This window comes from Stenotrophomonas sp. SKA14 (assembly GCF_000158575.1).
Taxonomy (GTDB): Bacteria; Pseudomonadota; Gammaproteobacteria; order Xanthomonadales; family Xanthomonadaceae; genus Stenotrophomonas; species Stenotrophomonas forensis.
Genome location: NZ_DS999412.1, coordinates 1,787,790 through 1,805,446, shown reverse-complemented (window position 1 = coordinate 1,805,446; position 17,657 = coordinate 1,787,790). Strand labels below are relative to the sequence as shown.

The 17,657-nt window shown below is 68.3% G+C and carries 17 protein-coding genes; 6 read left to right on the top strand and 11 right to left on the bottom strand.

What is annotated here, in order from left to right; genetic code table 11:
* The first annotated feature begins 67 nt into the window (after positions 1-67).
* On the top strand, positions 68-478 hold the full coding sequence (locus SSKA14_RS08155) for a hypothetical protein (protein ID WP_006461120.1): 411 nt from the start codon (positions 68-70) through the stop codon (positions 476-478).
* Positions 479-756: 278 nt separating this feature from the next.
* On the opposite strand, the gene SSKA14_RS08150 is transcribed toward SSKA14_RS08155, so the two are convergent.
* Complete coding sequence (locus SSKA14_RS08150; RefSeq protein WP_008264466.1) at positions 757-2,394, bottom strand: acyl-CoA dehydrogenase family protein; 1,638 nt, start codon at positions 2,392-2,394, stop codon at positions 757-759.
* Between the two features lie 113 nt (positions 2,395-2,507).
* On the opposite strand from SSKA14_RS08150, the gene SSKA14_RS08145 reads away from it, so the two are divergent.
* The 4 genes from SSKA14_RS08145 to pdeM are packed head-to-tail and all read left to right on the top strand — an operon-like array spanning position 2,508 to position 8,197.
* Positions 2,508-3,506: a ligase-associated DNA damage response exonuclease gene (locus tag SSKA14_RS08145; protein WP_008266101.1), complete on the top strand. Its 999-nt coding sequence runs from the start codon at positions 2,508-2,510 to the stop codon at positions 3,504-3,506.
* Entirely contained in the window at positions 3,503-5,110 is a 1,608-nt protein-coding gene (locus tag SSKA14_RS08140) for an ATP-dependent DNA ligase (protein ID WP_008265024.1), read from the top strand. Before SSKA14_RS08145 ends, SSKA14_RS08140 begins: the two co-directional genes overlap by 4 nt.
* Positions 5,107-7,566: a ligase-associated DNA damage response DEXH box helicase gene (locus SSKA14_RS08135; protein WP_008267260.1), complete on the top strand. Its 2,460-nt coding sequence runs from the start codon at positions 5,107-5,109 to the stop codon at positions 7,564-7,566. The genes SSKA14_RS08140 and SSKA14_RS08135 overlap by 4 nt, the downstream gene beginning before the upstream one ends.
* Complete coding sequence (pdeM, locus tag SSKA14_RS08130) at positions 7,556-8,197, top strand: ligase-associated DNA damage response endonuclease PdeM (RefSeq protein ID WP_040007304.1); 642 nt, start codon at positions 7,556-7,558, stop codon at positions 8,195-8,197. The genes SSKA14_RS08135 and pdeM overlap by 11 nt, the downstream gene beginning before the upstream one ends.
* A 1-nt stretch (position 8,198) precedes the next feature.
* Here pdeM and SSKA14_RS08125 read toward each other — a convergent pair whose 3' ends face one another.
* The 9 genes from SSKA14_RS08125 to rlmD all read right to left on the bottom strand — a co-directional run bounded on the left by SSKA14_RS08125 (position 8,199) and on the right by rlmD (position 15,534).
* Positions 8,199-8,468 carry a hypothetical protein gene (locus SSKA14_RS08125; protein WP_040009460.1) on the bottom strand — a complete coding sequence of 90 codons (270 nt, stop codon included), beginning with the start codon at positions 8,466-8,468 and terminating at the stop codon, positions 8,199-8,201.
* A 181-nt stretch (positions 8,469-8,649) separates the two neighbouring features.
* Complete coding sequence (locus SSKA14_RS08120; RefSeq protein ID WP_008268192.1) at positions 8,650-9,918, bottom strand: NAD(P)/FAD-dependent oxidoreductase; 1,269 nt, start codon at positions 9,916-9,918, stop codon at positions 8,650-8,652.
* 102 nt (positions 9,919-10,020) lie between these two features.
* Positions 10,021-10,227: a cold-shock protein gene (locus tag SSKA14_RS08115; protein ID WP_005410590.1), complete on the bottom strand. Its 207-nt coding sequence runs from the start codon at positions 10,225-10,227 to the stop codon at positions 10,021-10,023.
* A gap of 88 nt (positions 10,228-10,315) precedes the next feature.
* The gene (locus SSKA14_RS08110; protein WP_008266351.1) at positions 10,316-11,062 is read right to left on the bottom strand and encodes an S-methyl-5'-thioinosine phosphorylase; all 747 of its coding nucleotides are present in this window, start codon (positions 11,060-11,062) and stop codon (positions 10,316-10,318) included.
* An 82-nt stretch (positions 11,063-11,144) separates the two neighbouring features.
* Positions 11,145-11,699 carry a hypoxanthine-guanine phosphoribosyltransferase gene (locus tag SSKA14_RS08105; protein ID WP_006461210.1) on the bottom strand — a complete coding sequence of 185 codons (555 nt, stop codon included), beginning with the start codon at positions 11,697-11,699 and terminating at the stop codon, positions 11,145-11,147.
* Positions 11,699-12,706 (bottom strand): beta-N-acetylhexosaminidase, encoded by a 1,008-nt coding sequence (gene nagZ / locus SSKA14_RS08100; RefSeq protein WP_008264495.1) that lies wholly within the window; start codon positions 12,704-12,706, stop codon positions 11,699-11,701. The genes SSKA14_RS08105 and nagZ overlap by 1 nt, the downstream gene beginning before the upstream one ends.
* A gap of 165 nt (positions 12,707-12,871) precedes the next feature.
* Positions 12,872-13,567: a DsbA family oxidoreductase gene (locus SSKA14_RS08095; protein WP_008265151.1), complete on the bottom strand. Its 696-nt coding sequence runs from the start codon at positions 13,565-13,567 to the stop codon at positions 12,872-12,874.
* 113 nt (positions 13,568-13,680) lie between these two features.
* Complete coding sequence (locus tag SSKA14_RS08090; protein WP_040009457.1) at positions 13,681-14,166, bottom strand: CYTH domain-containing protein; 486 nt, start codon at positions 14,164-14,166, stop codon at positions 13,681-13,683.
* A 33-nt stretch (positions 14,167-14,199) separates the two neighbouring features.
* Positions 14,200-15,534 carry a 23S rRNA (uracil(1939)-C(5))-methyltransferase RlmD gene (rlmD, locus tag SSKA14_RS08085; protein WP_008266866.1) on the bottom strand — a complete coding sequence of 445 codons (1,335 nt, stop codon included), beginning with the start codon at positions 15,532-15,534 and terminating at the stop codon, positions 14,200-14,202.
* Between the two features lie 128 nt (positions 15,535-15,662).
* On the opposite strand from rlmD, the gene SSKA14_RS08080 reads away from it, so the two are divergent.
* Positions 15,663-16,391 (top strand): response regulator, encoded by a 729-nt coding sequence (locus tag SSKA14_RS08080; RefSeq protein WP_040009454.1) that lies wholly within the window; start codon positions 15,663-15,665, stop codon positions 16,389-16,391.
* A gap of 528 nt (positions 16,392-16,919) precedes the next feature.
* On the opposite strand, the gene recO is transcribed toward SSKA14_RS08080, so the two are convergent.
* Complete coding sequence (gene recO, locus SSKA14_RS08075) at positions 16,920-17,639, bottom strand: DNA repair protein RecO (RefSeq protein WP_008265237.1); 720 nt, start codon at positions 17,637-17,639, stop codon at positions 16,920-16,922.
* Between the last annotated feature and the right edge of the window lie 18 nt (positions 17,640-17,657).

Below are 17,657 nucleotides of genomic sequence, written 5' to 3'. Positions count from 1 at the left end.
GCCACCCCGTCTTCACAACGGCATGAATAGGCTGGCGTCCCCATCCATTGCAGTACCGGAGTCCGCCATGAAGATTCGTCCGATCACCACCACCCTGCTGGCCGCCTCCCTGCTGCTGGCACTGGCCGCCTGCAAGGGCCCGGAAGCCGAACAGGCCAAGCAGGACGCACAGCAGGCCGCCGACAGCGCTGGCGCTGCCGCCCGCGACGCCGTCGACAAGGCCGCCGCCGCCACCCGCGAAGCCGCCGACAAGACCGCCGCCGCCTCCGAACAGGCGGCCGCCGACACCCAGCAGGCGCTGGACAAGGCCGCAGACGCTACCGCCAATGCCGCCGACAAGGCCAAGGACGCTGCCACCGACGCCGCGGCTCACGCCAGCGACGCCACCGCCAACGCCGCCCAGAAGGTCGCCGACAAGGCGCGCGATGTCGCCAATGACGCGAAGGCCAACGCCGCCAAGGAAGAAGCCAAGCACTGAGGCATACCGGCAACCGGGCATGCGCTCGGCGCCACAGGAGAAGCCGCGGCACTGCCGCGGCTTTTCTGCTTTTCGCCCTCTGCTCTTTCTGTTGATTCCGTGGTGGACGGCACGGAAACCGTCCGAGGCCGCGCGAGTGGGTTGCGCAGGGGTGTCCGCGGCATGGATGCCACGGCCAAGCCCCAAGGACGGGTTCACGGCGTCCCCTGCGCAACCCACTCGCGCGGCCACTGCCGATATCAGCGTCCACCACGAGGGGCTCCGCCGTTGGCCGCCGCCTACGGCAACGCGCGCGCCAGCATCCCCGACACATCCAGCCCCGCCGGCAGCGTCCCGAACGCCAGCCCGTGCTCCCCTTGCAAACGACTGCGCACGAATGCCTCGGCGATCGGACTGCGCGCACGCAACAGCAGCGCCGCCTGCAGCAGCAGCGCTGTACGCTCGCAGAACATCCGCGCCTGCGATTCTTCCGGCGGCGGTGCCGCCGCCCAGCGCTGCAGGGCGGCCGCATAGCGCGCATCACGATCGGCCACCGCGGCCAGTTCTCCGCGCAGCGCCACCATCGCCTCGGGCTCACGTGCCAGCGCGCGCAGCACGTCCAGGCACTGGATGTTGCCGCTGCCCTCCCAGATTGAATTCAACGGTGCCTGCCGGTACAGCCGCGGCAACATCGATTCCTCCACATAGCCGGCGCCGCCCAGGCATTCCTGTGCTTCATTGACGAACGCGGCCGCACGCTTGCACACCCAATACTTGCCCAGGGCCGTGCCGAGCCGCGCCAGTGCCGCTTCGTTGCCATCCACGCCAGCACGATCCACCGCGCGCGCGATACGCATCGACAACACCGTGGCCGCTTCCGACTCCAGCGCCAGATCGGCCAGCACGTTGGCCATCAACGGGTGATCGACAAGCAGCGTGCCGAAGGTGCGTCGATGGCGTGCATGGTGCAGTGCCTGTGCCAACGCCATGCGCATCTCCGCCGCAGCGCCCAGCATGCAATCCAGGCGGGTCATCATCACCATGCCGATGATGGTGGCCACACCGCGCCCCTCCTCGCCCACGCGCCACGCCTGTGCGCCACAGAACTCGACTTCGCTGGACGCATTGGCCCAGTCACCCAGCTTGTCCTTCAACCGCATCAACCGGAACGCATTGCGGTCACCATCGGCCAACCGGCGCGGCATCAGCAGGCAGGTCAGCCCGCCAGGCGCCTGCGCCAGCACCAGGAAGCCATCGCACATGGGTGCGGAGAAGAACCACTTGTGCCCGACCAGGCGGTAGCGCTCGCCATCGATCGGTTCGGCGCGCGTGCTGTTGGCCCGCACGTCCGAGCCCCCCTGCTTCTCGGTCATGCCCATGCCCAGGGTGATGCCGGCCTTGTCCGCCACTGGCACGTCGCGTGGATCGTAGACCGGCGCAGCGGCCTTGCGCGACCACTCCGCCAGATGCGGGTGCGGGCTCAGCACCGCCACTGCGGCGTGGGTCATGGTCAACGGGCAGCTGGTGCCCGCCTCGGCCTGGTGATGCAGGTAGCTCAGGGCCGCGCGCGCGACATGTGCGCCGGGCTGAGGCTCGTGCCACGACAATCCAGCCACGCCATGCCGCTTCGCCGTGCCCATCAGCTGGTGGTAGGCCGGATGGAACTCCACGGTATCGATGCGATGGCCCTGCGCATCATGCGTACGCAGTCGTGGCCGATCACGATTGGCATCGAAGCCGAGCCGGTACAGCTCGTCACCGGCCAGCGCGCCGTATACCGCCAGGCGCGGCGCGAAGCCGCCGGCGCCCTCCCGCTGCACCGCCTCCATCAATGCCACGTCATCGGTCCACAGATGACGGCCGGCGAACGGTGGCGGCTGGTTCAGCACCACATGGGTTTCGAAGGGCGCGCTGCTGCTGAAGCTCGGTCCACTCATCCGGTCCATCCTGGCGGCAAGAAGTGTGCGGCTCGATTGTGCCGCATCACCTGCCAAGCCCGCGTTCAGGCCGGTTCTCACCCCGTGCACGAGGCAGCGGCCACAGTGACCGCATGACAGGCAACGACGATCTGGTGGTCCTGCGCCCGGAGGGGCTGTACTGCGCCGCCGGTGACTTCCACATCGATCCCTGGCGGCCGGTGCCACGTGCGGTCATCACCCATGGCCATGGCGATCACGCGCGCCCGGGCATGGGCGAGTACCACTGCAGCGAAGGCAGCCTGCCGATCCTGCGCTGGCGCCTGGGTGACGTGCCGGTGCAGGCGCATGCCGAGGGCGTGCCGTTCCGGCTGGGGCGGGTACAGGTATCGCTGCACCCGGCCGGGCATGTGCTGGGTTCGTCGCAGGTCCGTATCGATGACGGGCAGCAGGTCTGGGTGGCGTCCGGCGACTACAAGCGCCAGCCTGATCCAACCTGCACGCCGTTCGAGGTCGTGCCCTGCGATACCTTCATCACGGAGGCCACCTTCGCGCTGCCGATCTACCGTTGGCCGGACACGCCGGCAGTGGCTGCCGGGATCCTGGCGTGGCGCCGCGAATGCGAACAGCGTGGCGAGGCCGCGATCCTGCTGTGCTACGCACTGGGCAAGGCACAGCGGGTGCTGGCCGAACTGCTGCCGCTGGATGATCGTCCGGCCTGGCTGCATGGCGCCATCGCCAACGGCGTAGCGGTCTACCGGCAGGCCGGCGTACCGATGCTGGAGACCCACGCCGTCGCCGAGCAGGGCCGCCAGCCGGATGCAGCCGGCCAGTTGATCCTCGCGCCACCCTCGGCTGCGGGCACGCCGTGGATGCGTCGCTTCGGACGCCATCAGCTGGGCTTCGCGTCCGGCTGGATGCAGCTGCGCGGCAACCGGCGCCGGCGCAATGTCGATCGTGGTTTCGTCATCTCCGACCATGCCGATTGGCCTGCGCTGCTGCAGACCATCGAACAGACCGGCGCGCAGCGGGTGATCGCCACCCATGGCAACACCGACGCGCTGATCCCCTTCCTGCGCGAGCGCGGGGTAGCTGCCGAAGCCTTCCGCACCGACTTCGGGAGCGAGGAATGAAAGCCTTCGCCGCGCTCTACCAGCGGCTGGACCGCAGCACCGCTACGCTGGACAAGCGTGCGGCGCTGGTCGATTACTTCCGCCAGGCACGTGCGCATGACGCGGCGTGGGCGCTGTACCTGCTCAGTGGCGGCAAGGTCGGCGGCGCGCGCAGGAAGATCGCTGCAAGCGGCGAACTGCGCGCCTGGATTGCCGAACAATCGGGTCTGCCACCGTGGCTGGTCGAAGACAGCTATGCGCAGGTCGGTGACCTGGCCGAAACACTTACCCTGCTGCTGGACGATCCGGCGCAACCGGCTCCCGACCGGCCCCTCGCCGATTGGATCGAACAGCACCTGCTGGTCGTGGCCAACCAGGCCGAGCCGGTGCGCCGCGCGGCGGTGGTCACCGGCTGGCAGCAGCTGTGCAGCAGCGAACGGCTGGTGTTCAACAAGCTGCTGACCGGCGCACTGCGTGTCGGTGTTTCGCAGCGACTGGTGCAGCAGGCGCTGGCCGAATGGTCGGGCCTGGACATCGCACGCATCGCCCAGCGCATGCTCGGCGAATGGGTCCCCTCACCCGGGCTGCTGGGCCAGCTGCTGTCACCGGACGAGCTGCCACTGGACCGGCAGCAGCCCTACCCGTTCTTCCTCGCCTCGCCCCTGGAAGGCGAACCGGAAGACCGTCTCGGCCCGATCGACGACTGGATGCTGGAATGGAAGTGGGACGGCATCCGCCTGCAGCTGCTGCGGCGGCGCGGCGAAACAGCCCTGTGGTCACGCGGCGAGGAGCGGCTGGATGGTCGCTTCCCTGAGATCGAACAGGCTGCATCGGCCCTGCCCGATGGGTGCGTACTGGACGGCGAGCTGCTGGCCTGGGACGAAAGCGGCGACCTGCCGCGCGCCTTCACTGCGCTGCAGACCCGCATCCAGCGTCGCAAGCCTGGTGCTGCCACGCTGCGCAACACGCCGGTACGCGTGCTCGCCTATGACCTGCTTGAACTCGACGGTGAGGATCTGCGCGCGTTGCCATTGCAGCAGCGACGCCTGCGGCTGGCACAGGTCATCGGCGGGCTGGGCGATACCCGCATCCAGCTGTCGCCCGAGGTGGTCGCCGACGATTGGGCGCATGCCGCCGCGATGCGCGAGGTGGCGCGCGAACGCGGCGTGGAAGGATTGATGCTGAAACGACGTGGCTCGCCCTACCAGGCCGGGCGACGCCGCGGCGACTGGTGGAAATGGAAGGTCGATCCGCTCACGATCGATGCCGTGCTGCTGTATGCGCAGGCCGGCCACGGGCGCCGCAGCACGCTGTACACCGACTACACTTTCGGGGTCTGGGATGGCGAGACCCTGGTGCCGGTTGCGAAGGCTTACTCGGGCCTGGACGACAAGGAAATCCTCGCACTCGACCGCTGGATCCGCGCCAACACCCGCGAGCGCTTCGGACCTGTACGCAGCGTGCGCGCCGAACAGGTCTTCGAACTGGGCTTCGAAGCGGTCAACCAGAGTTCACGGCACAAGTCGGGCGTTGCCGTGCGCTTTCCGCGCATCCTGCGCTGGCGCCACGACAAGCCCGCCAGCGAGGCCGATCAACTGGCCACGCTGCAGGCGCTGGCGCGATGACCCGCAGCCAGGCGCTACGCCGGCTGGAGGACTGGTTCGTGGCGCGCGGCTGGCGCTCACTGCCCTTCCAGCGCGCGATGTGGCGGCACTACCTGGCCGGTGAATCGGGCGTGCTGCACACGCCCACCGGCAGCGGCAAGACACTGGCCATGTTCGGTGGGCCGCTGCTGCAGGCGATGATCGACCCAGCGGCATCACCCCGCCGCGCCAGTGCGGTGCGTCCGTTGCAGGTGCTGTGGGTGACGCCGTTGCGCGCGTTGGCCAGCGACACCGCGCGCGCCCTTCAGGCGGTGGTCGACGGGCTCGGTCTGGGATGGCGGGTGGGCCTGCGCAGCGGTGATGCCAGCAACCGTGAACGGCGGCAGGCGCGTGAGGGCCGCGTCGACGTGCTGGTGACCACACCGGAATCATTGGCGCTTCTGCTGAGTTATCCGGATACGCTGCCGCGCATGCGCCAGCTGCGCTGCATAGTGGTGGATGAGTGGCACGAACTGCTGGGCAACAAGCGGGGCGTCCTGCTGCAGCTGAACCTCGCTGTGCTGCGCGAGGCCGCGCCTGCGCTGCAGCTCTGGGGGCTCTCGGCCACGCTGGGCAATCTGCAGCAGGCGCGCGACGTGCTGCTGCCTGGGCAACCGCATGCACCGATCGTGCAGGGTGTGCGCCCGCGCGCAATCAGCGTGCGCAGCCTGTTGCCCGAGCCCGGCGAGCGCTTCCCGTGGGCCGGGCATCTCGGTCTGGCGCAGCTGCCGCGCGTACTGGAGGCGCTGATGCAGGCGCGCAGCAGCCTGCTGTTCACCAACACCCGCGCGCAGGCGGAACTGTGGCATCAGGCGTTGGCGGCAGTCTGGCCGGAAGATCCGGATACGCTGGCACTGCATCATGGCTCGCTGGATCCGGCGCTGCGCCAGCAGGTGGAAGATGGCCTGCGTGCGGGCAGGTTGCGTTGCGTGGTCGCGACCTCCAGCCTCGACCTCGGCGTGGACTTCCCCGAGGTTGAACAGGTGCTGCAGCTGGGCAGCCCGAAGGGCGTGGCACGCCTGCGCCAACGCGCCGGACGCGCGCGCCATCGACCCGGAGCCGGTGGCGCCATCCTCTGCATACCCAGCCACGCGCTGGAGCTGGCCGAGTACGCCGCCGTGCGCCGTGCACTGGCCGAGGGCGTGGTCGAAGCACGCAGGCCACCGACACTATCGTTGGATGTGCTGGCCCAGCATGCGGTCAGCCGCGCGCTGGCCGGCGGCTTCCACAGCGACACGTTGCTGGCGCAGGTACGGCGCACCCACGCCTTTGCCACGCTCGGTGAAGAGCAGTGGCAGGCCGTGCTGACATTCATCGTGCAGGGTGGCCAGGCCCTGGCCCAGTACCCCGACTTCCACAAGGTAGTGCGCGATGACGACGGTTGCTATCGCATGCACGACCGTCGCCAGGCGCTGCGTCATCGGCTCTCGATCGGCACCATCAGCAGCGATGGCAGCGTGCGTGTGCAGTTCCTGCGCGGCGGTGGCCTCGGCGCAGTCGAAGAGCAGTTCGCCAGCCGCCTGCGCCGCGGTGATCGCTTCCAGTTCGCCGGACGCCTGCTGGAGCTGGTGCAGCTGCGCGACATGACCGCCTTCGTGCGATTGGCACGCGGGCGCGGTGACGGTGTCGTGCCGCGCTGGCAGGGCGGCCAGTTGCCGCTGTCGATGGCGCTTGGCCGCGAACTGGAGTCGGTCCTGTCCGGCGCCGATGACAGTGCGGAATCACGATGGCTGGCTCCGCTGCTGGCGCTGCAGCAACGGATGTCGGCGCGCCCCGGACCCGATCATCTGCTGGTGGAGGACGTACGCCGCCGCGACGGCCAGTTCCTGTTCGTCTATCCCTTTGCCGGCCGTCACGTGCACGAGGCACTGGCGGCCCTGTTGGCGCTGCGTTGCACGCGCCTGCAGCGCAACAGCATCGGCTATGCGGTGAACGACCACGGTCTGGTGCTGGCGCCGGCGCAGGCCATCGATCTGGACACAGCGCAGTGGCGCACGCTGTTCACCGGTGATCGGTTGCTGGACGATCTGCGTGCAGCCGTGAACCTGGGCGAGCTGGCACGACGCCAGTTCCGCGGCATCGCACGCGTTGCGGGGCTTCTGGTCCCCAGCCTGCCCGGCGGCATGCCGCGTTCGCTACGCCAGCTGCAGGCCTCGGCGGGCCTGCTGTATGACGTGCTTCGCGAACACGATCCGGACCATCTGCTGCTGGCGCTGGCCGAACGCGAGGTGCTGTACGACAGCCTGGACCTGCCTGGCCTGCAGCAGGTGCTGGAACGCATCGGTACGCGGGCGCTGTCGGTGCAGCGTCCGGCGTCGCTGACGCCACTGGGTTTCCCCTTGTGGGCCGAGCGTCTGCGCGGGCAGTTCAGCAACGAAGACTGGCGCACACGCGTGCAGCGTGCGGCACAGCAACTGGAACGCCGCCATGGCCGATGAACTGCGCATGCGGCTTGCCGGTGAAGCCATGGTTCTGATCGGCGCGCGTGCACTGTACTGGCCGTCGCGGCAGGCGCTGCTGATCGCCGACCTCCACCTTGGAAAGGCCGACGTGTTCCGTCGTGCCGGCATCGCGCTGCCCAGCGGCGGCACTGCCGACGACCTGCAACGCCTGCAGTCACTGCTGGACATGCACGCCTGCCGCGAACTGTGGATTCTCGGCGACATCCTGCATGGGCCCGCGCATCGCGCTGCCTGGTACCGGCAATGGCTGGGCTGGCGCGAGCGCAATGCCGGGCTGGACGTGCACGTACTGCGCGGCAATCACGATCGGCAGCTGCCGCACGCGCAGCTGCAGGTACAGATCCACGATGAGATCGGGCTGGCGCCGTTCCTGCTTCGCCATGAGCCGGTGCCGGACACGGCGATGCACGTGATCGCAGGGCATCTGCACCCGCAGGTCGCACTGCCATCGTTGCGGCGGCGATTTCCTGCATTCTGGCTGCGCGAGCGGATGACGATCCTGCCCGCGTTCTCCGCATTCACCGCTGGCATCGTGCCTGTGCCCATCCGCGGCGAACGGATGATTGCCTGCGTCGACGGCGGCCTGGTGCAACTGCCCGCGCGTTGAATCAGGCCGGTCGCAGGCCCAGCGCCGGCATCAGGCGAAAATCCGCCGTGTCATCGTCACGTCGTCGCGGCAGGGCCTGGATCGCCGCCAGCATCTCCTGCGCGCAGGCACGGATGCGTGCGTGGTGTTCCGGTGACGCATGGCTGATCAGGCTGCCGACATGGAACTCGAACACGTCCTCCAGTACGTCGGGCTGGTCCTCGTGCAGCATCTGCAACAGGCCGCGCAGCTTGCAGATTTCCGATTCCAGCTCTTCGACCGCGAACAACATGGCGTCCTCCTCTTCAACATCCGGCGGCACGTCCGGGCCGCAGCAGGCCGCAACGGCGGCGCCACCCGGGCCACGCGCGATGTTGATCACGGAAAGGAAAACGGGCGACGCGTTTGTTGCGTGCTCTCCTCTTGTCGCACAACCACGGTGAGGCAACCGTTAATTCACGTGACGACCCGCTTCACACGCCTGCGATTGCAGCAGCAGTGCGAGGCGTTCGGGCCGCGCTGCCCAGCGCTCCAATGAAGGCAGGATCCAGCGCGAGCGAACCGAACCAGCCGTGCTGCGTGCCGCTCAGCACGCGCAGCATGTGGCTGCGACCGCCGGGCAGGCGCCCCATTGGGCCGAGCAGCACATCACGCGCCCTCGCCCAGCCATCGCGGTCGGATTGGAACAACGGCGTCAGCCATCGGCTCCAGCGCTGGTACACCGCCACATGCGCGCGCCGCTGCGCCTGGTAGGCCTGCAGCGCGGCCGTGCCGCCGCCGTGGATGCGCACCGCATCGCGCAGCGCCAGCGCATCGAGCAACGCCATGTTCACGCCCTGCCCCAGCTGCGGACTCATCGCGTGCGCGGCATCACCAGCCAGCACCAGGCGCCCCTGGTGCCAGCGCGACGTCACCGCATCGCGATAGACCGCGCGCGCCAGCTGGCCGGCATCACGCAGGTGGGCGAAGCGCGCAGCGGCCTGCGGCCACAGCGTGTGCAGCTCCTCCAGCCAGGACGGCATGCCATCGTTCTGCCAGCGCTCGAAATCGGTGCGTGGCAGGCTCCAGAAGAAGCTCAGGCGCGGCGTGTCGTCCCCCGGACAGGTGCCCACCGGCAGCAGCCCGATCATCTTGCGCGCGGCCACGTAGCGCTGGCGCAGTTCCTGCACGTGTGGCCAGTCTTCGGCCGGCAGCAGGCACCACAACGCGCCCCACGGGTACACGCGGTCGAGTCCGGCAGCACCGGCAATGGTGCCGCGCAGCGTCGACGCCGCGCCATCGGCAGCCACCATCAGGTCGAACGGGCCATGCGTGCGGCCTTCGCCGTCGCGCAGGCGGCCGTGTTCGGCATCCACCCCGGTAATGGTGATGCCGGCATGCAACTGCCCTGCGCCGTCCCGCGCTTCATCCAGTAGCGAGAACAACGCACCGCGCTGCATGCCCAGCCCATGCAGGCGCGCATCCAGGCCGTCGTAGCGCATGTCCATCACCGCGCGCTCGCACGGCGTATCGCCGTACAGACGGTGCACCGGTGCGGCATGCGCGCGCACGGCGTCGAGCAGGCCCATCTGCCACAGCACCTGCAGGCCACTGGGCTGCAGCAGGAAGCCTGCGCCGACCGGCCCCGGCGTGGGCACGCGCTCGAAGATGTCCACCTCGTGTCCATCACGGGTGAGCAGGATGGACAAGGCCTGTCCAGCGGTGCCGTAGCCAATCACGGCGATGCGCAGTCGTTCCTTCATGCCTGCATTGTGCCCGAGGCCGGCAGATGACGACCGGAATGCGGACGGCTGCGCAAAAAAAAACCCCGCCGGAGCGGGGTTTTCAACGCACTGTCGAGTGGATCACTCGGCCGGCGTGATGTTCGAAGCCTGGGCACCCTTCGGGCCCTGGGTCACGTCATAGGTGACACGCTGGCCTTCCTGCAGGCTGCGGAAGCCCTTGGAGTTGATGGCGGAGAAGTGCGCGAACACGTCGGCGCTGCCATCCTCCGGCGAGATGAAGCCAAATCCCTTGGCGTCGTTGAACCACTTGACGGTACCGTTCGGCATGGTGATGCGAGACCTTATGCAATGAATGGGTGGTGTACGCTGAACCCGCGCACAAGCTGAGTATGCAAAGCTTGCTCGGGGAAGACAATCACCCCCGCGCCAATTCGCCCACCAGTTCCGGAAGTCCGTTGCTGGCCGCCTGCACGTTGGCCAGCACTTCGGCCATCGTAATCTCCTCGCCATCTCCACAGCCTGCGGCCCAGTTGGCGATGATGGCCAGGCAGGCGTAATCCAGCCCCAGCTCCCGTGCCAGTGCGGCTTCCGGCATGCCGGTCATGCCCACCAGGTCGCAGCCATCGCGGCGCATGCGGGCGATTTCGGCGATGGTTTCCAAACGCGGGCCCTGCGTGGCGCCGTAGCAGCCGCCGTCATGGACCGTGACACCGGTCACTTTCGCGGCGGCCAGGATCTTGCTGCGCAACATCGGCGTGTACGGATGGCCGAAATCGACGTGGACCACGTCGGTGCCTTCTTCTTCACAGACGGTGCTGATGCGGCCCCAGGTGTAGTCGATGATCTGGTCCGGGCAGGCCAGCACGCGCGGACCAAAGTGTTCGGTGATGCCACCGACCGTGTTCAATGCCAGCACGCGCTGCGCGCCCAGCTGCTGCAGCGCCGCCAGGTTGGCGCGGTAGTTGATCTTGTGCGGCGGCAGCGAGTGGCCTTCACCATGTCGCGCCAGGAACGCCACGCGATGGCCGAGCAGCGTCCCCACGCGCACCGGGCCGGACGGGCGGCCGAAGCGGGTGTCGACCTCGTGGGTCTGCACGTCGTCGAGCTTGGCCAGGTTGTAGACACCGGTACCGCCGATCACGGCCAGGGCGATCTGTTGCATTCGAAGCACTCCATGAAAAGACAAACGCCGGCACCCGAGGATGCCGGCGGCAGAAGAACACGCGCCGCGGGCGGCGGCGTCGTTATTCCTTCATCGCGTAGATGGCCGGCACGCAGCGCAGGGTTTCGTTGACGTCCATGCCGAAGCCGAATACATAGCGGTCCGGCAGCTCGATGCCGGCGTAGTCGGCAACCACGTCCGGCAACGCGCGGTCGTGCTTCTTCACTGTCATCGCAGCGATGCGCACGTCGGTTGCGCCCTGCTCCAGGCACCAGGTGCGCACGCCCTGCAGGGTGTAGCCCTCGTCGAGGATGTCGTCGATCAGCAGCACGCGGCGGCCGAACAGCGAGGTGGCCGGCTTGTGCTTCCAGACCAGGTCGCCGCCGGTCGTTTCGCCGCGGTAGCGGGTGGCGTGCAGGTAATCGAACTGCACGTCCTGGCCACGCGCGCCCAGTTCCAGCGCCAGCTGGCCGGCGAACGGCAGCGCGCCGTGCATGATCGACAGGAACAGCGGCACCTCGCCCTTGTAGTCGCGCGCAATGGCGTCGGCGATACCAGCGATGGCCTTGTCGATGGTGGGACGGTCGACCAGCAGGTCAGCCTGGGCCAGGGCCTGGGAAATGGTGAGGTTGGGCATCAGACGGTTCTTCCAAGGGTTTCAAGCAGACGGGATTGGGTGTCGCCATGGCGGGCATCGGCCAGCAGGCCGTCCCAGCCGAGCGCGCCGCGGCCAAGCAGCCCCAGCAGCGCAGCAGTATTGAGGGAGCGCCCCTGCACCGCGTGCAGGGCTTCATCGACCAGTTCCGGATGGCAGACCAGCACCACGTCGCAACCGGCATCCAGGTGTGCATGCACGCGCGCCGGCACGCCGCCGGCACTGTGCGAGGCGGCCATGCCGATGTCGTCGGAGAACACCACGCCACGGAAGCCGAGCTCGCCGCGCAGGATGTCCTGGATCCAGCGCGGCGAATAGCCGGCCGGTTCCGGTGCCACCTGTGGGTAGATCACGTGCGCCATCATCACCGCATCGGCACCGGCGGCGATGCCGGCCTGGAACGGCACCAGGTCCTGCGAACGCAGCTCGTCCAGCGCACGTGGGTCGATCGCGGTGTCCACGTGGGTGTCTTCCAGCACCGTGCCGTGGCCGGGGAAATGCTTGAGCGTGGCCGCCATGCCAACGGCGTGCATGCCACGCACGTAGGCAGCGGTGAACGCGGCCACCACCTGCGGGTCTTCACTGAAGGCGCGGTTGCCGATGGCGCGGTTGCCACGGCCGAGGTCGACCACCGGCGCGAAGCTCAGGTCCACGCCGCTGGCGCGCACCTCGCTGGCCATCAGCCAGGCGTGCTGCTCGGCCAGCGCCAGCGCCCGCTGCGGATCGGTCGCGTACAACGCCCCGATCTCCTGCAGCGGCGGCAGCTCGCTGTAGCCTTCACGGAAACGCTGCACGCGGCCGCCTTCCTGGTCCACGCAGATCAGCTGCGGGCGCGGGGCGGCGGCGCGGATCGCCGCGCTCAGATCGGTCACCTGCTGGCGCGAGGCGAAGTTGCGCTTGAACAGCACCACCCCGGCCACGGCATCGTGCTGCAGCCAGTCACGTTCCTGGGCGGTCAGTTCGGTGCCGGCAACGCCGATCAGCAGCATGTTCGATCTCCACAACGCGCGCCCGCATGGCGCAGTGCCGCATTGTCGCAGAACCGGCCGACAGGCGCAGTGGTCGCGAAAAAGGGGACGGAGGGGATTAAGTCGCTTCCAGCTCGTGAGGGCCGATTGCGGCTTAATCCCCTCCGTCCCCTTTTTCGGAGCTGATCAGACCTTGCAGCCGTCCGGGCCGCAGGCCTCGTCGCCCTCTGCCGGGGACGAGGATGCGCCCTGCTCGGCCGCGATCTGGCGCAGGGCGTTGGCGAACGCCTCCGGCGGCTGTGCGCCCGAGATGGCCCAGCGGCCGTCGATGACGAAGGTCGGCACCGAGGAGATGCCCAGTGCATGGGCTTCCTGCAGCTTTGCCTCGACCTCCGCCAGGCCGCGGTCGGAGGCCAGCATCTGGGCGATCTCGCCCGCGTCGAGGCCACCGGCTACGCCAGCCTGGACCAGTACCGAGCTGTCGGCCAGGTTCTGGCCGTGCTCGAAATGGGCGCGGAACAACGCCTCGCCCACCGCGTCCTGCACCCCATGCTGGCCGGCCAGCCACAGCACCCGGTGGGCCGGCAGCGTGGTCACCCGCACCTGGCCCTGGCTGAAGTCCATCGGCAGGCCTTCGGCGCGCGCGGTGGTCTGGGTCTGGTTGAGGATCTGCTCGGTGCGCTCGACACCGCCGAACTTGCGCACATAGGCCTCGCGTAGCGGCACCGGCGTCGCATCCGCGTCCGGGTCCAGCTGGAACGGCTGCCAATGGATGTCGAGTTCAGGCGCATCGGCGCCCAGCAACTGCACGCCCTGCTGGAAACGATGCTTGCCGATCCAGCACCAAGGGCAGACCACGTCGGAGTAGATGTCGATTCTCATCCCTACTACATGGGGGCCACGGCCTTCGAAAAAAGGGGACGGAGGGGATCAAGCCGCTTTCCGCACAGGCGGGGTAAAGGCGACTTGATCCCCTCCGTCCCCTTCTTGGGGCTTCACCACTGTGAATAGGGGTGACTGGCGAGGGCGACGTTGTAGTAGCGGGCGTCGTCAGTCACTTCGGCACCCACCCAGTCCGGCAGGTCGATGACCTGGTCGGCACTGTCCAGCTCGACTTCGGCCACGACCAGGCCGGCGTTGTCGCCGAGGAACTCGTCCACTTCCCAGGTCAGCCCGGCGTGGTCCACCAGATGGCGACGCTTGTCGATCAGCCCGCCTACGCACAGTGCAAGCAGCGCGCGCGCGTCCTCCACCGGGATCGGGTAGTCGAACTCCTGCCGGGTATGGCCGATGGTGCGCGACTTCAGGTTCAGCGCGGCGTGCTCGCCCTCGATACGCACGCGCACCGAAGCGTTCTGGGTGCCGCGGTCGAGCGCGCCCATGTCGTTGATGTAGCCCTGCGCCATCGGGATTACCCGGTGCGCGGCAGTGCGCCAGTCGTCGCTGCAGACGAGGAACTTGCGTTCGATTTCGATGCCCATCACGCCATTATGCGCGATGGGCATGACAGCCCGTCAGCGCTTCTCGAACACCGCGATGCTTTCCACATGCGCGGTGTGCGGGAACATGTCCATGGCACCGGCGCTGACCAGGGTGAAACCCTGCTCGTTGACCAGGTAGCCGGCATCGCGCGCCAGCGAGCCCGGGTGGCAGCTGACGTAGACGATGCGCTTGAACTGCTTCAGCGGCAGCTGCTGCAGCACTTCGATCGCACCCGAACGCGGCGGGTCGAGCAGCAGCTTGTCGAAGCCCTGGCGCATCCACGCGGTACTGCGCTGGTCCTGGGTCAGGTCGGCGCTGAAGAACTGCGCGTTGGCCAGGCCGTTGCGCTCGGCATTCTCGCGGGCACGCGCGACCAGGCCGGCATCGCCTTCGACGCCGACCACTTCACGCACGCGGCGGGCCAACGGCAGGGTGAAGTTGCCGAGACCGCAGAACAGGTCCAGCACGCGCTCGTCCTCACCCGGTTCCAGCAGGTCCAGGGCGTGGGCGATCATCTTCTCGTTAAGCTTGGCGTTGACCTGGATGAAGTCCAGCGGGCGGAATGCCAGCTCGACATCCCACGGTGCCAGCCGGAACGACAGCGGCACGCCCTGCCCCTCCAGTGGCTGCACGGTGTCCACGCCACCGGACTGCAGGTAGATCACGAAGCCATGCTGCTGGCCGAAGGCGGCCCAGGATGCGCGGTCGGCATCGCTGAGCGGCTGCAGGTGCCGCACGGTCAGGACCACGGCCTGGTCACCAGCGATGAATTCGATCTGCGGGATGTCACGCTTGCCATCGAGCGATTCGATGAACAGGGACAGCGCCTCGACCTTGGTGCCGATCTCGGGGATCACGGTCAGGCATTGGCTGAGATCGGCCACGAAACGCGGGTCCTGCTCGCGGAAACCGACCAGGGTCTTGTCCTTCTTCTCGACCCGGCGTACCGAGAAGCGCCCCTTGCGACGGTAGCCCCAGCTCTCGCCGACCAGCGGCGCCAGCACGGTGCCCGGCTTCACGTGGCCGATGCGCTCCAGGTTGTCCATCAGCACGCGCTGCTTGGCGACGATCTGCTGGCCTTCGTCCAGGTGCTGCAGCACGCAGCCGGCGCAGGTGCCGAAGTGCGGGCATTTCGGGGTGACACGCTGCGGCGACGCCTGCAGCACCTGCACTGTGCGCGCCTCGTCGAAATGGCGGCTGCGGGCGGTCTGTTCCGCCATCACCACCTCGCCCGGCAAGGCGCCGCTGATGAAGGTGACCTTGCCGCCCTCGCCTTCACGGCGGGCGACGCCGCGACCATCATGGCTGAGGTCGAGGATTTCGGTCTGGAACGGGGTACGGTCGATGCGGGAACGGGATCGGGCCACGTGGCGACAGGCTGCGGGCAAAAATGGGGGCGTATTGTCGCAGATCCTGACCGGCAGGGCCCGGACCCGCTTGCGCCCGTCGCCGTCGTGCTTGATGATTGGGACCAGCTGACATGGAGGCAGCCCTGATGCAGATGACCCCGCGGACCAGCCGGCCCCGCTTCCTGCTTGTCGAGGACGACATCATCAGCCGCGGTTTTTTCAAGGCGGCGTTGGAAACGTTACCAGCGGATGTGGACACCGCAGACTCACTTGCCAGCGCCCTGGCCAGCGCCGAGCCCGGCGCGCATGACCTGTGGCTGATCGACGTCAATCTGCCCGACGGCAATGGCGCGCAGCTGCTGCGCGAACTGCGCCGTTCACACCCTGATACCCCGGCGCTGGCGCATACCGCCGACGGCGACACCTCCATTCATGCCCGCCTGCGCGAAGCCGGTTTCAGCGACACCCTGGTCAAACCGCTGGGCCGCGACCAGCTGCTGAAGGCGGTGCGCCGGGCCCTGGTGAACAGCCCGGCGGGAATCTTCGTGGCCCAGGCCCCGGCAGCGGTCGAGCTGCAGGTACAGGACTGGGACGAGACCGCGGCACTGGCCGCACTCAATGGCCAGCGCAACCACCTGATCGCGCTGCGAGAACTGTTCCTGGCCGAGTTGCCCGGTGTGCGCGACGCGGTCGAGCAGGCGGTGCACCAGCATGACGAGCGGCAACTGCGCAGCCAGTTGCATCGGCTGCAGGCGAGTTGCGGCTTCGTGGGTGCGGCACGGCTGGGCCGGGCGGTGCGCCAGCTGCATCACGCGCCGGAGTCGGGACAGGCCCAGGACGGGTTCCGCGCCGCAGTGGCTGCCCTGCTGCACTGAGGGGTGTTCGGCAGGGCTGCGCCCTGCACCCGCCGAAGCTAACGTCAAATTCAACATCAAAAGCGGGCATCCCGTGAGATGGCGGGGCGGTGTCGGAGTGCGGGGACGCCGTGAACCCGTCCATGGGGGCTTGGCAGCCGCATCCATGCGGCTGACACCCCGCACTCCGACACCGCCCCGCCTCTGACAATTTCCTGCGGCTGTGGGTAGGTGTCGACCTTGGTCGACACGGTAGATCCACGCCATGCGTGGATGCTTTTCGATTCCAATTCGAAATATTCGATTCCGATGGAAATTCATCCACGCATGGCGTGGATCTACTGCAGATTGCGGAAATCTGTCGAAGGCGGGGTGGGTCCGGTTGCGGGAGTGTCCGCGGCACGGATGCCGCGGCCAAGCCCCCATGGATGGGTTTACGGCGTCTCCCGCAACCGGCCCCACCCCGCCATCCCACGGAATGCACGCCGTTGCTGTTGCTGTTGCCTTGGCCTCGGCGGGTGCAGGGCTGCAAGCCCTGCCGGACACCCCTCAACGCCTGGGGGCGAGCTGCTCGAGCAGTTCCCAGGATTTGAGGCCGCGTGGCCCCAGATGATGGGCCAGCACCCGCCGCATCGGCAGGCGCAGGCTGGCCAGGTCGGTCGCATCGGGCTCTTCGTCGGCGGCCAGCGCCAACAGAGCCGAACCGGTGGCGGCCGCTCGGCGTTCGCCGCCGCGCTCACTCAGCAGCCGTTGCGCGCCTTCCTGCGGGTCCAGTTCGTAACGCGCGGCCGGGTCGATCGGCTGGCCGTCACTGGCGCTGTCCAGCTCGAAGCCCAGGCCCAGCGCGGACAGCAGTTCGCGTTCGAAACGACGCAGAGTCCAGGCCAGGCCGGCACCGACTGCCAGCCGCGCGCGTGCCTCACCGTAGGCGAGGTACAGCTCCGGCAACGGGTCCTGGCGAGGGGCCAGGCGCAGGGTCAGTTCACTCAGGTAGAAGCCGGCCAGCATCGCCTGGCCGACCAATCGCGGCGCGGCATCCAGCGCCTCGGCAGCGCGCAGTTGCGCCAGTTCACCCCGCTGCTGGGCGCTGAAACGGATCCATTGCAACGGCTGCAGGGCGGCGCGCAGCACCTGCCCCTTCGCCGTTGAAACACCGCGCGCCAGCAGGCCGATGCGGCCATGCTGTGCGCTCAACACCTCGACCAGCAGGCTGGTCTCGCGATAGGCCCGTGCATGCAGCACGAAGCCGGTGTCGTCCTCGATCATCATCGAAGCGACCGTCGCGGC